This window comes from Symbiobacterium thermophilum IAM 14863 (assembly GCF_000009905.1).
Classification (GTDB): Bacteria; Bacillota; Sulfobacillia; order Symbiobacteriales; family Symbiobacteriaceae; genus Symbiobacterium; species Symbiobacterium thermophilum.
Map to the genome: position 1 here is coordinate 1,993,314 of NC_006177.1, position 12,221 is coordinate 2,005,534.

18 protein-coding genes are annotated in these 12,221 nt (G+C 70.3%); 1 reads left to right on the forward strand and 17 read right to left on the reverse strand.

The features are described 5' to 3' along the window. Positions 1-28: 28 nt before the first annotated feature. Genes STH_RS09290 through STH_RS09310 form a run of 5 tightly spaced genes read right to left on the reverse strand, consistent with a single transcriptional unit; the run spans position 29 to position 2,634 of the window. Positions 29-991, reverse strand: a complete 963-nt coding sequence (locus STH_RS09290; RefSeq protein ID WP_011195976.1) for an O-sialoglycoprotein endopeptidase — start codon at positions 989-991, stop codon at positions 29-31. Then, positions 963-1,424 (reverse strand): transcription antitermination factor NusB, encoded by a 462-nt coding sequence (nusB, locus tag STH_RS09295; protein WP_011195977.1) that lies wholly within the window; start codon positions 1,422-1,424, stop codon positions 963-965. Before nusB ends, STH_RS09290 begins: the two co-directional genes overlap by 29 nt. A 21-nt stretch (positions 1,425-1,445) precedes the next feature. Continuing rightward, a complete protein-coding gene (locus tag STH_RS09300) occupies positions 1,446-1,670 on the reverse strand; it encodes a DUF2273 domain-containing protein (RefSeq protein WP_011195978.1) in 225 nt (74 codons plus the stop codon). A gap of 15 nt (positions 1,671-1,685) precedes the next feature. Next, positions 1,686-2,231 carry an alkaline shock response membrane anchor protein AmaP gene (amaP, locus tag STH_RS09305; protein ID WP_011195979.1) on the reverse strand — a complete coding sequence of 182 codons (546 nt, stop codon included), beginning with the start codon at positions 2,229-2,231 and terminating at the stop codon, positions 1,686-1,688. Positions 2,232-2,244: 13 nt separating this feature from the next. Next, on the reverse strand, positions 2,245-2,634 hold the full coding sequence (locus STH_RS09310; RefSeq protein ID WP_011195980.1) for an Asp23/Gls24 family envelope stress response protein: 390 nt from the start codon (positions 2,632-2,634) through the stop codon (positions 2,245-2,247). Between the two features lie 247 nt (positions 2,635-2,881). Here STH_RS09310 and STH_RS17220 point away from each other — a divergent pair, with 247 nt between their 5' ends. Next, positions 2,882-3,781: a polysaccharide deacetylase family protein gene (locus STH_RS17220; protein ID WP_050742204.1), complete on the forward strand. Its 900-nt coding sequence runs from the start codon at positions 2,882-2,884 to the stop codon at positions 3,779-3,781. Here the strand turns inward: STH_RS17220 and STH_RS09320 are convergent. The 12 genes from STH_RS09320 to STH_RS09375 all read right to left on the reverse strand — a co-directional run bounded on the left by STH_RS09320 (position 3,718) and on the right by STH_RS09375 (position 12,220). After that, positions 3,718-4,587: a hypothetical protein gene (locus STH_RS09320; RefSeq protein WP_011195982.1), complete on the reverse strand. Its 870-nt coding sequence runs from the start codon at positions 4,585-4,587 to the stop codon at positions 3,718-3,720. The genes STH_RS17220 and STH_RS09320 overlap by 64 nt on opposite strands. A 107-nt stretch (positions 4,588-4,694) precedes the next feature. Beyond that, on the reverse strand, positions 4,695-5,282 hold the full coding sequence (locus tag STH_RS09325) for a SpoIIIAH-like family protein (protein WP_011195983.1): 588 nt from the start codon (positions 5,280-5,282) through the stop codon (positions 4,695-4,697). Positions 5,283-5,286: 4 nt separating this feature from the next. After that, positions 5,287-5,919 carry a stage III sporulation protein AG gene (gene spoIIIAG, locus STH_RS17225; RefSeq protein ID WP_011195984.1) on the reverse strand — a complete coding sequence of 211 codons (633 nt, stop codon included), beginning with the start codon at positions 5,917-5,919 and terminating at the stop codon, positions 5,287-5,289. A 4-nt stretch (positions 5,920-5,923) separates the two neighbouring features. Continuing rightward, positions 5,924-6,574, reverse strand: a complete 651-nt coding sequence (spoIIIAF, locus tag STH_RS09335) for a stage III sporulation protein AF (protein WP_011195985.1) — start codon at positions 6,572-6,574, stop codon at positions 5,924-5,926. Between the two features lie 4 nt (positions 6,575-6,578). After that, positions 6,579-7,757 carry a stage III sporulation protein AE gene (gene spoIIIAE, locus STH_RS09340; RefSeq protein ID WP_043713853.1) on the reverse strand — a complete coding sequence of 393 codons (1,179 nt, stop codon included), beginning with the start codon at positions 7,755-7,757 and terminating at the stop codon, positions 6,579-6,581. An 11-nt stretch (positions 7,758-7,768) separates the two neighbouring features. After that, positions 7,769-8,155: a stage III sporulation protein AD gene (gene spoIIIAD, locus STH_RS09345; protein ID WP_011195987.1), complete on the reverse strand. Its 387-nt coding sequence runs from the start codon at positions 8,153-8,155 to the stop codon at positions 7,769-7,771. Positions 8,156-8,193: 38 nt separating this feature from the next. Beyond that, positions 8,194-8,400 (reverse strand): stage III sporulation protein AC, encoded by a 207-nt coding sequence (spoIIIAC, locus tag STH_RS09350; RefSeq protein WP_011195988.1) that lies wholly within the window; start codon positions 8,398-8,400, stop codon positions 8,194-8,196. Positions 8,401-8,407: 7 nt separating this feature from the next. After that, positions 8,408-8,929 (reverse strand): stage III sporulation protein SpoIIIAB, encoded by a 522-nt coding sequence (gene spoIIIAB, locus STH_RS18800; RefSeq protein ID WP_011195989.1) that lies wholly within the window; start codon positions 8,927-8,929, stop codon positions 8,408-8,410. Continuing rightward, positions 8,926-9,885, reverse strand: coding sequence for a stage III sporulation protein AA (gene spoIIIAA / locus STH_RS18805; RefSeq protein WP_420834790.1), 960 nt, complete (start codon positions 9,883-9,885; stop codon positions 8,926-8,928). Before spoIIIAA ends, spoIIIAB begins: the two co-directional genes overlap by 4 nt. Positions 9,886-10,019: 134 nt before the next feature. Next, on the reverse strand, positions 10,020-10,412 hold the full coding sequence (locus STH_RS09365; RefSeq protein WP_043715478.1) for a CD1247 N-terminal domain-containing protein: 393 nt from the start codon (positions 10,410-10,412) through the stop codon (positions 10,020-10,022). Between the two features lie 107 nt (positions 10,413-10,519). Further along, positions 10,520-11,077, reverse strand: a complete 558-nt coding sequence (gene efp, locus STH_RS09370; RefSeq protein WP_011195992.1) for an elongation factor P — start codon at positions 11,075-11,077, stop codon at positions 10,520-10,522. A gap of 69 nt (positions 11,078-11,146) precedes the next feature. Further along, positions 11,147-12,220, reverse strand: coding sequence for a M24 family metallopeptidase (locus tag STH_RS09375; RefSeq protein ID WP_011195993.1), 1,074 nt, complete (start codon positions 12,218-12,220; stop codon positions 11,147-11,149). Between the last annotated feature and the right edge of the window lies 1 nt (position 12,221).

Below are 12,221 nucleotides of genomic sequence, written 5' to 3' on the forward strand. Positions count from 1 at the left end.
GCGATCGCCTCCGTTTCCTCGTCGTCTTCTATGACGACACGCCGTGGCACGCCCGTGCGAGCAGGGCCGTGCCGACTGCGTTGTCCGTGCTGAACCGCGGCTGGGCAAAGGCGAGGCGCGCCCCGACGGCGGGGTGCTCCAGCCGGTGGCGCAGGCGTGCCCGTACGATCTGATTGGCCGCCACGCCGCCGACGATGAGGACCTCCCGGAGCCCGGTCTCCTCCATCGCGTGCAGCAGCCACTTCTCCACCGTCCGGGCCACCGTGTGCAACACGGCCAGGGCCAGGTCGGCGGGCGCGGCCTGTCCCACCAGCCGCTGTGCCGCGCTCTCCGGCCCCGAGAACGATACGGTGTACCCCCGCACCGCGGAGGGCAGCCGCACGCGCCCCGGCTCGCCGGACGCGGCTAGCCGCTCCAGATGCGGTCCGGCCGGGAAGGGCAGCCCCAGGGCCACCCCGACCCGGTCGACGAACTGGCCGGCGTGCAGGTCCTGGGTGCCGCCCAGCAGCTCCTCGCCGAAGCCGCCGGGCCGCCGGGTCACCCGAATGAGCTCGGTGGTCCCTCCCGACAGGTGCACCGCCAGGAACCGGTCACCCCGGGGCGGCGTGTCCGCCGACCAGAGGCCGGCCTGAATGTGCATCTCCTGGTGGGTGGTCGGGTAGAAGGGCACGCCCAGGGCCGACGCGAGCGCGCGGCCAAACCCCTCCCCGACCCGGAAGGGCGGGAGGTATGATCCCTCCACCGGCCGGGGCTTCACCGAGGCGGCCACCGCCGCCACCGACCGGCCGTGTCTGCGCAGCACCGGCTCCGCCAGGTCGGGCAGGGCGTTCAGGTGCGCCCACACGGCCTCGTTGGGCGCCACACCCCGTTCGCCTTCCGCCACGGAGATCAGGCGGCGCTGATCCTCCAGCAGCCGCCCGTCCTCGTCCACCAGCGCCACGGAACAGGTGTAGTAGCTGGTATCAATCCCGAGAAACAGCCTCGTCTGCACCGGCAGCACCCTTCATTCCGCGAATGACCGAACCGAGAATTCCGTTGACGAAGCGCGACGAATCCGCGGTGGAGAAGGTCTTGGCGAGCTCCACCGCCTCGGCGACGGCCACGCTGTCGGGCACGTCCTCGCTGTGTACGATCTCATAGACCGCCATCCGGAGAATCGCCCGGTCCACGGCGGCCATGCGCTCCACCCGCCAGCCGCGCGCGTACTGGGCAATCAGCCGGTCGCTCTCCTCCCGGTGCTGCCAGGCGCCCCGGACCAGCCGGCGCGCGAACTCGGCCGACTCCTCCTCCAGCCGGTCAGGCGCCCAGTCCGGCTCCGTCTCCCGGGTGAGCGCCTGGGCGACCGCAGTGTCGGGGTCGGTCCCGGCAATATCCATCTGAAACAGCGCCTGAAGGGCCAGTTCCCTCGCCTTTCTCCTGCTCACCTTCCGTCTCCTCCTGCATGGTCATCGCCGACGCGGCGGCAGCAGACGCTCGAAGATCTGCACCAGCGATTCCGGCCCCTCGTCCATGCGCTTGCCTATCCAGTAACCTATCCCGGTGCAGAACAGAATAAACAGCGCCCACCAACCGAACCAGACCACCAGCAGGGCGAAGAGGAAGCCACCCAGTCCGCCGATGATCTTGTAGCGATGTTCTGCCGCGACTTCTTTGAGCCATTCCCACTTCACCGGATGGCCCTCCAATCAATCCAGGCGGCGGGTGCGGCTGTCGGTGGCGATGTTCTCAATGTCAATGCGCACCTCGGCCATCTCGACGCCGACCACGCGCCTCACATACTGCCGTACGGCGGACTGAATCTCCTCGGATACCTCCGGAATGGACACCTCAGGCGAGACCGTGCCGGTCAGGTGGGCGTGCAGGCCGTCCTCGGCGTGGGTGATGACGGCCTTCATGTCGCGCACGCCCTTCACGGAGCGCGCGGTCTTCTTGACCAGCGACTCCACGGCCCCCAGGGAGATGTGCACCTCGCCCATGGAGGTCTCGTAGATCACGGGCCGGCCGCCGCCCTGGCTGGAGAAGGCGAAGACGATCAGCCGGACGGAGACGACGAAGAACGCACTGCCGACCAGCCCCAGAACTACCCGGCCGCGGCCGGTCAGGAGCAGGTCCTGCAGCCAGATGTGCACGGGAATCCATTCGGGGGCGATCGCCAGCAGGACCATCAATCCCGAGATGATCGCCAGCGAGAACGTATAGATGGAAAGCACAACCCGGTCGATGATGCCCACGGGCAAGCACCCCTTACCGAACGCGATAGTCGTCCTCGGGTTCCTTGAAGGACACGCCCTGGACGTGGATGTTGATCTCTACGCACTCCAGCCCCGTCATGGACTCCACCGCCCGCTTGACGGCCTCCTGCACCTTCGTCGCCACCTCGGGGATGCGCACGCCGAACTCCACGACGATGTAGAGGTCGATGGCGACCTCCTTCTCGCCGATCTGGACCTTCACGCCCTTGGAAGGGTTCTTCTTGCCGGTCATGCGCTCGCCGACCTCGGCGGCCAGGCCCCCGCTCATGCCGGCCACTCCGTCCACCTCGAGCGCGGCAATGCCGGCGATGACGCCCACGACGTCGTCCGCGATGCGGATCGAGGACTCGACCTGCGGCTCGCCTTCCTTCCCTTCCTTCATCGGCTCCTTGTCCGGCGACATCCACACCTCGCCTCCGCCGCACATTATGTAGTATACCAGTCCGCTGCCATTGGAATACAGCCCCGGCGAACGGCTGGTCACCCGCATGTCTCATAGTAGCACAGTCTGCCAGCGCCTGTCACCGACATGTCGGACGGCTCCGCCCCTTGCCGCCCGTCCTTGCGCAACCTTTCCCGCTACGTCTTCGTTGTATTTCGCGAAGGACGAAGGCAAGGAAGGTGGGCGTATGGGGCCGTTTCTTTCCCACCTGGCAAAGGTGTTTCTCCTGGTGGCGCTTCTGGCACAGGCCGGGGCGGTCGCACCGGCGCCGGCCGCAGCGGGTCCGGAACCCTCCGCGCCGGAGGTCCGCGTCGTTCCTCCGCCGTCCGCACCGAAAGATGCCCCCGCCGACCCGTCCGCGGCGGTCGCACCCGGCGGGCAGGACGGCAGTGCCCCGGCGGACGCCGAGGCGAAGCCCGCCGGCGGTCCCGGCGAGGAGCCGGCAGGCCAGCCGCCCGCACCGGCCGGGCCCGTCTCCCCGGACCCGCTGATCCGCCTGCCCACCGAGGCGAAAGAGGTGGTGCTGACCATCGACGACGGCCCCGGCCCGCTCACCGAACGGTTCCTCGCCGTGCTCGAGGCCGAGGAGGTCCCGGCCGTATTCTTCTGGCTCAGCGGCAGCCGGAGCCTCCCCCTCGCGGCCGAGGTCGTGCGGCAGGGGCACCAGATCGGCACGCACACCGTCTCCCACCCCCGCCTTCTCCAGCTGCAGCCCGGGGAAGCCGCGGCCCAGATCACCGAGTCCCAGGCCGCGCTGGAAGCGGCGGCGGGCGTGCCGGTGCGCTTCTTCCGCCCGCCGTACGGCGAGCACGACCGGCAGATCCGGGAGATCGCCGCGGCCCGTGGGATGTCCACGGTCCTCTGGACCGTCGACTCCCGCGACTGGGCGCTGGCCGACGACCCCGAGCAGATCGTCGCCAACGTCCTGCAGCAGGTGAAGCCCGGGGCGCTCATCCTGATCCACGAACGCGCCCAGACCCTGGCCGTGCTCCCCGACCTGATCCGGGCGCTGCGGGAGGCAGGCTACACGTTCATCCCGCTCCCGGAGCCGGACCCTCTCCCCCGGGCCGTCGCGTCCGACGGATGAGGCGCCGCCCCCCCTCCGCCCGCCGCGTCCGGCTCCGGCTCCAGTGCCCGGAACGTCAGGGTGCGCAGGGCCATGGGGTAGGTGGCGCCGATCCGCCGGCAGAGCGGCAGCACCAGCCCCTCGAACGCCTCGCCCAGCCGGCGGGCGGCCCGGCGCTGCGCCGGGCACTCCAGCGGGCTGCTCAGGAACTCCCGCACCGGCTCCAGAGCGCGCGCCATCCCGGGGACCTCGTCTGCGCCCTCCCAGCCCCGGCCGCTGGGCCCGGGCTGAAGCGCAAGCCGGTACAGATCGATCATGCGGCCGCCGCAGGCGAAGAGCCAGTGGTGCGCGGTGAGGGCCCGCCCGGCCCGGATCGCCCGGGCGGCCCGGTACAGGTCGCGCCAGAAGGCCGCCGCCACCGCGGCCACGTCCGTCTGCGCCTGGCCGGCGGCCCCGCCGGGCGAGGGCGATGCGCCTTCCTGCGCGCCTTCCCGGACCCGGGACGGCGCCCGGCGGTCGAACACGCCCTGAAGCCCCTCCTCCGCGAAATCGGCCGACGGGCCGTGGAAGCAGAGACGCCACTCCGTGCCGTCCGGGGTGATCAGGGTCCAGCCGTGGGACTCCGGTCCGCTGTAAACCAGCTCCGCCAGCGAGGCCGCCCAGGCGTCCGCCGCCTGCGCGAAGGAGCCCTCCACCGCCAGGTGGAGGGTGATTTCCTGCACCTCGCCGGTGCGGGGCGCGGTCAGGCCGCGGTCCACGTAGACGGCCAGCACGCGGGGCTCCTGGCGGAGCCGGTCCACAAGCTGTTGCAGAAACGAAGGGCTCATACGTTTCCTCCCGTGCGCGCGGGGCGGCGCCGCATCCCGGCGGCGGTGCCCCTCACCATTCGCACCTATTCTAGAACGAAACCCGGACCGCGGCCAATGGGCATCCGTCAGTCGTCCCGGGCCATCACCGTGATCGCCGTGGCCCGCACCCCCGTGGTGCGGCTCACGGTGTCGATGATCTGCGCCACCTGCTGCTGCGAGAGGCTGCGGGCCTTCACCACCACCTGCGCCGACCCGTCGGTCAGGTGCACGATCACGTCGGTGAAGCCCCGGGCCCTCACCAGCGCCTCGGCCTGGCTCTCCAGGGCGGCCCGGCGGCCCAGTTCCAGGTACTGCGCGGCGGCCTCCTGCCGCACCTCCGCCGAGGCGCCCTCCGCAACCATCACCTCGCGCAGCCGGTCGCCCAGCGCGCCCCGGGTCCGCTCCCGCTCGATCCGGTATTCGGCGAAGTAATCCGTCCCCTCGGCCCCCTCCGCCAGGACCTCCTCGTCCGGCCGGACCAGGGCTTCCTCGGCCTCCTCCGGCTCCGGGCCGACCACCGGCGCCGGGCCGTCCGCCAACACCGGCCCGCGGGAAGGGGCCTGGGCGGCGCGCCACTCGCCGAACCGGCTCACCACGTACCACACCAGGGACGCGACCACCAGCACGTACAGTGCGAACCTGAGCAGGTCCGAACCCCGCTTGACCACGAACACCGCGCTACCTCCCATCTGCGGGCACCACCTGAATCCGGTTGGCGGGAACGTTGAGGGCCACCATGGCCGCGTCCAGGAGCCGCGCCCGGATGCGCACGTCCCGGGCGCCCTCGGCCACGATCAGCACCCCGGCGATCTCCGGCGCGCTGGTCTGGGCGATCACGGGCTGCTCGGAAGAACCGCTCCGGGTGAACACGTGATCCTCCCGGGTGTTGATGGATTCGATCCGGCGGGTGGAGCTGTCCGCCGCCTCCTCCGTGGTGGTGGACTGGTCCACCGTGGTGTTCTTCACCACCTGGATCGCCGGCCCGGCCGCCAGGGTGACCATGACCCTCACCCGGCCCGCCCCCTCGATCTGCCCCAGCATCTCCTCCAACTCCGCGGCCTTCTGCCGCTCCAGGCGGGTCAGCTCATCCTCGGCGCCCACCGGCCCCACCAGCGAGGCCCCGGGGGCGGGATCCAGGGGCGGGCTGTCCGCGTCGATCCCGAACAGCTCGTCCGACTGGAGCATCAGGATGCCGATGAACAGCAGCACCGCGATCAAGGGCACCAGCTTCGCCTGCTCCTTCGAGAGCCCGAGCCCCAGCCAGCTCCACGGGCTGCCGGGGCCGTTCCCCGGCGCCTTCCGCTCACCCATGCCACTACCTCCCCGCCGCGTCCACGCTCTCGATCCAAACGGTCACCTGGCTTGCGTCGGTCAGACCCAGCTGTTCGGCCACCTGCCGCCGAACCGTTTCCGCCAGGGGCGTCTCCGCGGGCGTCGGCGCCCGTGCCCGGGTGCCCGCCCCGCCTCCGGCCGCCTGCTCCTCCCCGCCGATCCGGACCGGCGCCACGGGGCGCACCTGGCCGAAGCGGGAACCGAGCACCACGGTCACCGTCACCCGCTCGAGGCTCACGGTCTCCAGCCGGGGCCCACCGGCCAGCTCCACCGCCGCGGCCGCCTCGGCCACCCCCTCCACCGAACGGGCCGCCTCCTCGGCCGCGCGCCGGATCCGGTCCTGCAGCTCCTCCAGCAGCAAGGCTTGCGTGCGCGCCTGGAAGCGCTCGGCCTGCCGGGCAATCTCGGACACGCTGGGCAACGAGGTCGTGGGCTCCAACCAGGGCTCCGGGTCGACGGCGACCTGTCCGCCCAAGAGGCCCAGGATCGGCCGCACGATTCCCAGCATGATCACCAGCCCCATGGCCAGCCGTACGAAGCGCTTCATCCCGCCCATGGGCAGGAGCATCTCCAGAAGCGAGGCCAGCACCACCAGCACCACCAGGCCCCGCACCCACTCCGTCAGCGCGGCCATGGCCTCACCTCACCATCACGGCCACGTTGGCCGAACCCACGATGACCACCACCGAGATGAAGAACATCAGGGCGACCATGCCCACCGCCGCGAAGAGCATGTACAGCGACTTGGCCATGGTGGTCAGCATCCGGGCGATCTCGCCGGCCCCGGCGGGCTGGACCAGGGCTCCGGCCACCTGGTAGACCCAGGAGATGCTCAGGATCTTCAGCAGGGGAAAGGCGACGATGAAGAAGATGGCCGTGGCCCCGAGCATGCCCAGCGCGTTCTTCAGCAGCAGCGAGGAGCCGACGATCAGGTCGGTGGCGTCCGCCAGGGTCTTGCCGATGACGGGGACGAACGACCCCGTGACAAACTTGGCCGCCTTCACCGAGAGGCCGTCGGCCACCGCCCCCGCAGCGCCCTTGACCGCCACGGTGCCCAGGAAGACCGTCCCGGTCGCGCCCAGGGTCACCGTGGCGCCCTGGCGCAGCAGATGGGCCAGGTTGGAGAGCCGGTACTTCTCATGCAGCCCCGAGACGATGTCCAGCACCGCCGCCAGGAAGGCCAGGGGAAAGACCACGTTCACCATGACGGTGCTCGTCACGTTGAGCATGGTCACCATCAGCGGCTGGAAGATCGCCGCCGTGGCGGCCCCGCCCAGGGCGATGAGCACGGTGAGCAGGGTCGGGAGCACGGCCAGCATGAACGCATTCAGGCTCTCCATCACCTGGCGGGCGGCGCCGACGGCCAGGCCGAACCCGGTGATCGCCAGCCCCACCAGCACCAGGTAGATGACCCAGTAGGCGACGGAGCCGGCGGCGTCCGCGCCCATCGCGGACTGCATCTGCCCCAGCACGGCCGCGGTGATCGCGAGCACCACCAGCTTCATGAGCAGGTCGGCGTTGGCCAGCACCTCGCGGACCAGGTACCGGAGCAGCCCCTGGAGGATGGCCCCGGCCGACAGAGACGGGGAGTCCTCGCCGCTGGACAGCCGCAGGAAGTCGCCGAGGGTGATCTGGGGCCCGTATCCTTCCCAGGTCCGGTTCACCTCGTCCAGGAAGCGTTCGATGGCGCTCGTGTCCAGCGCCGCCGCCTGCTCCCACAGCAGCCCGCCGGGCGCCGCCGGCCCCTCGGCTGACGCCGGGAGGGCCGTCAGCGCCACTGCGAGCAGGAGCAGGACCCACCACCACGTGCGCTTCACGCTCCGCACCCCTACCCCAGCAAGTTCAGGATGGCGTCGAGCACCCCGAGGATGATCGGCACCGCCAGCAGCATGATGATGATTTTGCCCGCCATCTCCACCTTGGTGGCGACGGCCTTCTCCCCCGCATCCGACAGCACCTGGGCGCCGAAGTCGGTGATGTACGCGATCCCGATAATCTTCAGGACCGTGTCGATGTGCGCCTGTTCCAGCGACGCCCGGGCGGCCAGGGACTGGATCACCTCCACCACCCGGAGCACCTTGGCCATCATCAGCGCAAAGAGCATGACGCCGGCTGCGATCGAAAGCTGCATGGCCAGCTCCGGCCGGTGCTGCCGGAGCACGCTGATCAGCATGCCCGCCAGCAGGCCGAGACCGACGATCTGCACGATCTCCACGGGCCCTTCCCCCCGTCCGCGGGCACCCGCCCTGTCCGTCAGTACATGCCGAAGGTGGCCTTCACCAAGTTGAAGAACCTGCCGAGCAGCGTCACCACCATCATGAGCACCACCAGCACGCCCACCAGCGTCACCATCTGGCCCTGCTCGTCCTTGCCGGCCTGTTTCAGCACGGTGGCCATGACCGCCACGATGATGCCGACCCCGGCGATGCGGAACAAGAGCTGCACGTCCACCCGGCTCACCCTCCACCTAGATCAGAATCAGCACCAGGGCCAGGCCCGAAAGAACCCCGACGTACCGGTACATCTTCTCGTACCGCCGCCGCTCGTCCGTCGCCTCGGCCTCCGCCGCGGCCAGCCTTTCCAGGGCCAGCCGCAGGTGGCGCACCTGGTCCCGGCGGTCCGACGCCCCCAGCACGGGGACCAGGGCGGCCAGGATCTCCTGGTCCGCCGGCGTCAGGCAGGTCGCCCCCCGCCGCTCCTCCAGGGCCGCAGCCAGCGCCTCCCCGGGGGTAATGCCCCCGCCGCCCTCCAGCCGATCCGCGGCGTCCGCCAGGACCGCCCCGGCCACCGGCCCCGACGCCCTGGCCGCGCTGCGCAGGGCGTCCGGCATCGGGGTGGCGCCGTACTCCACCTCGGTGACCAGCACCGCCAGGCCGTTCTGAAAGCCCCGGAGCTCCGCCGGCCGGCGGGCATACCGGGCGGCGATCTGGAAGCCGATCCACGACGGCGCCAGCACGGTGAGGGCCGCGCCGAGCAGCTTCAGCGTCATGCCACCACCTCCCGCGCCAGGTCCAGGACCGCCTCCACGGTGCCGGGCCCGCGGCTGCGGCCGAGGACCACCGCCCGCTCGAAAGCGCCCGCCCTGAGCAGTTCCGCCAGGGCCGGCCGGCGGCGCACGTCCGACAGGCCCGCCCCGTGCGCCGTGGCCAGGACGGCAACCCCGGCGTGCAGGGCCTCCATCACCGCCACCGCATCCTCCGGCCGGCCGATCTCGTCGGCGGCGACCACCTGCGGCGAGAGGGCCCGGATCATGAGCATCAACCCCTCGGCCTTGGGGCAGCCGTCCAGCACGTCGGTGCGGGGCCCCACGTCCCGCTGGGGAACGCCGCACACGCATCCGGCGACCTCCGACCGCTCGTCCACCAGCCCCACCTTGAGCCCCCGAAGCCCCAGGCGCGGCACGCCGGTGGAGAGCTGGCGCACCAGGTCCCGGAGCAGGGTCGTCTTGCCGGCCTGGGGCGGTGAGACCAACAGCGTCGAGAGAAAGCGTCCGCCCCGCACCAGGTGGGGCAGCAGGCCGTCGGCGGCCCCGGGCACCTCCCGGGCGATGCGGACGTTCAGACTGGCCACCTGCTTCAGCGTGCGGATGCGGCACGCCTCAGTCACCGCCCGCCCGCAGAGGCCGACCCGGTGGCCCCCTTCCAGGGTCAGGAAACCGCCCCGCACCTCCTCCTCCCAGGCGTAGACCGACCCCTTGGCCATGAGCTGGAAGGTGCGCTGCAGGTCGTCGCCGTCCGGACGGACCGCCCGGGCGGGATCGGCCGTCAGCCGGCCGTCAGGGGTCACGAAGGCGTCGCCGCCGGGGTAGACCAGGTGCAGCGGCCGCCCCTGGCGGATGCGGATCTCCTCCGGCGGCGCGGGCAAGAGCGGGACGGCCCTGCGCAGCAGGTCCGCGAGGCGCGGGGCGACATGGGCCAGGATCTCCCTCTCGAACTCCTCCGGCACCACCGCTCGTCCCCCCCTCCTGCTGAGAGATGCTATGCGGGCCTGTCCCCCATTATGAGGACTGCCGTCCGCGCGGCGGGGCCGCCCGCCCGGGCTCCGGTCCGGGCAGCGGCCCCGCGTGATCGGTTGGCGCCTCAGTCGTCGACCTCGTCGGCCTCCATGGTACAGCCGCAGACCGGGCAGGTGACCTCCAGGTCCTCGTCGTCCACCTCCCCGGCCTGGGCGCCGATGGGTTCGCCGCAGCGGGAGCAGGTCAGCACGGTGACGTCGTCCGCGTCGTCGGGGATGAACACGATCTCGTTTTCGTTGTACACCTCGTCCTCCACGCTGGAGAGGTCGTCATCCATCTCGTCCACGTACTCGGCCAGGTCCCCCTGGAACTCGGTGATCTCCTCGATCTCCTCGGCGATGTCGCCAAGCACGTCGAGGACGCCCGCCAGCACGCGGCCGTGCGCGCTGTCGACGTCGATGGCGAGCCCCTCCGCGAGGCCCTGCAGATACGCGACGCGGGAACGAAGGTCGGTCATGGCAGCACTCCTCCTTCCTCGGGCAGTCCCGCGCGATAGTCTGCCCGGGTTGACCGGAAAACAAATCGGGGTGCGCGCTGCGCACCCCGATTTTCATTGCATGGCGATCAGGCCCGGGACAGATACTCGCCCGTCCGGGTGTCGACCTTGATGACGTCGCCGGTGTTGACGAAGAGCGGCACCTGCACGACGTAACCGGTCTCCAGCTTGGCGGGCTTGTAGGTGCCGGTGGCGGTGTCGCCCTTGAAGCCAGGCTCCGTCTCGACGACCTTCAGCTCCACCGTGTTGGGCAGGTCCACGCCGATGACCTGGCCCTTCCAGCTGGCGATCTGCACCGTCATGTTCTCCAGCAGGAAGTTGGGCGCGTTGCCCACCTGCTCCTCGGTGAGCTCGATTTGCTCGAAGGTCTCGTTGTTCATGAAGACCCAGACGCCCTGGTCCGCATACAGGAACTGATACTCCCGGCGGTCCACGTTCGCCTGCTCCACCTTCTCGCCGGCGCGGAAGGTCGTTTCGATGGTCGCCCCCGTCAGGATGTTCTTCAGCTTGGTCCGCACAAACGCGGCGCCCTTGCCGGGCTTCACATGCAGGAACTCGATCACCTGGTAGACGGTGCCGTCCATTTCGATGGTCATGCCGTTCCGCAGATCGTTAACCGAAATCACTGTACAGTCCCCTCCGCTCCACGCTTCACGCCAGAATTTCTACGCCCCGGGGGCGAACAGAAACCAATCCTACAGAATGAGAAGCTCCTTCGGCGAGTGGGTGAACGACTCAGCCCCCGACTCGGTGACCAGCAGCATGTCCTCGATCCGGACGCCACCCCAGCCTGGCAGGTAGATGCCCGGCTCCACCGTGACCACCATGCCGGGACGGAGCACCACGTCACCGCCCCGCTGGCTGACCCGCGGCCCCTCGTGGATGTACCGCCCGACGCCGTGTCCCGTGCCGTGACCGAAGTATTCGCGGTAGCCCTTCTCGGCGATGTACGACCGGCAGACGTCGTCCAGCTCCCTGCCGGTGATGCCGGGGCGGCAGGCCGCCACACCCCGCTTCTGTGCCTCCAGCACGATGCCGTAGATCTCCCGCTGCTTGTCCGTAGGTTCCCCAAGCATGACGGTGCGGGTCATGTCGGAACAGTAGCCCTGGTACACGGCGCCGAAGTCGAAGGTGATCAGGTCGCCGACCTCGATCGCCTTGTCGCTGGCCACGCCGTGGGGCAGGGAAGAGCGGGCGCCGGAGGCGACGATGGTCTCAAACGCCACACCCTCCGCTCCCAGCTTCTTCATGCGGTACTCCAGTTCCGTGGCCAGATCCCGCTCGATAACGCCGGGCTTGATGAGCGGCAGGATCTGGGCGAAGGCCTCGTCGGCGATCTCGGCCGCCCGGCGCATCAGGGCGATCTCCGTCTCGTCCTTGATCATGCGCAGCTCTTCGACCAGCCCGGAAACCGAGGTCCACTGGCACCCGGCCAGAAACTGCTGGTAAGTCTGGTGTTCGTCCACCGTAAGGAAATCGCCCTCGAAGCCGATCCGCTTCACGCCCCACTCCTCTACCAACCGGGTCAGGACCGCCTGGTTGGCGCTCTCCGCCTTGATCACCTCGAACTCCGGGGCCTGCGCCGCCGCCTGTTCGACGTAGCGGAAGTCGGTGACCAGGGCCGCCCGGTCGGCCGTGATCAGCAGCAGGCCGGCGCTGCCGGTGAAGCCGCTGAGGTAGGCCCGGTTGTGGGGCTTGGCGATCAGAACGGCGTCGAGACCCCGTTCTTCGAGTCGCGCCCTGAGGCGCGCCAGGCGCGCTTGGGACATG

Coding starts and splice junctions, on each gene's coding strand:
- STH_RS09310 (WP_011195980.1), bottom strand. CDS start 2,634: ATGAAGGAAGGGAAGGAAGGCGAGCCGCAGGTCGAGTCCTCGATCCGC.
- STH_RS17220 (WP_050742204.1), top strand. CDS start 2,882: ATGGGGCCGTTTCTTTCCCACCTGGCAAAGGTGTTTCTCCTGGTGGCG.
- STH_RS09320 (WP_011195982.1), bottom strand. CDS start 4,587: ATGAGCCCTTCGTTTCTGCAACAGCTTGTGGACCGGCTCCGCCAGGAG.
- spoIIIAG (WP_011195984.1), bottom strand. CDS start 5,919: ATGGGTGAGCGGAAGGCGCCGGGGAACGGCCCCGGCAGCCCGTGGAGC.
- spoIIIAF (WP_011195985.1), bottom strand. CDS start 6,574: ATGGCCGCGCTGACGGAGTGGGTGCGGGGCCTGGTGGTGCTGGTGGTG.
- spoIIIAB (WP_011195989.1), bottom strand. CDS start 8,929: ATGACGCTGAAGCTGCTCGGCGCGGCCCTCACCGTGCTGGCGCCGTCG.
- STH_RS09365 (WP_043715478.1), bottom strand. CDS start 10,412: ATGACCGACCTTCGTTCCCGCGTCGCGTATCTGCAGGGCCTCGCGGAG.
- STH_RS09375 (WP_011195993.1), bottom strand. CDS start 12,220: ATGTCCCAAGCGCGCCTGGCGCGCCTCAGGGCGCGACTCGAAGAACGG.